1 protein-coding gene is annotated in these 242 nt (G+C 69.4%); it reads left to right on the forward strand.

The window, feature by feature from the left end; all coding sequences use genetic code 11:
- On the forward strand, positions 1-181 hold a 181-nt coding region (locus SB752_RS33165), incomplete at its 5' end, for a hypothetical protein (RefSeq protein WP_410719622.1).
- Between the last annotated feature and the right edge of the window lie 61 nt (positions 182-242).

Here is a 242-nt window from a genome sequence, read left to right on the forward strand (position 1 = left end):
GATCGCGGTGGAAGCGGTGGAAGCGGTGGAAGCGGTGGAAGCGGCGGAAGCGGTCGAAGCGGTCGAAGCGGTGGTAGCGGCGGAAGCGGCGGAAGCTGTCGCAGCGGTCGAAGCGGTCGAAGCGGCGGAAGCGACGAAAACAGAGGAAAAGCCGACCATCGCACATCGCGCCACGTCATAGGAATAGCGGCGCCCGGAGGCCGCGTCGCGCCGTCCCGGGCGCCCACTTCAACGCCGCGCCG

The sequence above is a fragment of the Brevibacillus sp. SIMBA_040 genome, from assembly GCF_046535075.1.
GTDB lineage: Bacteria > Bacillota > Bacilli > Brevibacillales > Brevibacillaceae > Brevibacillus.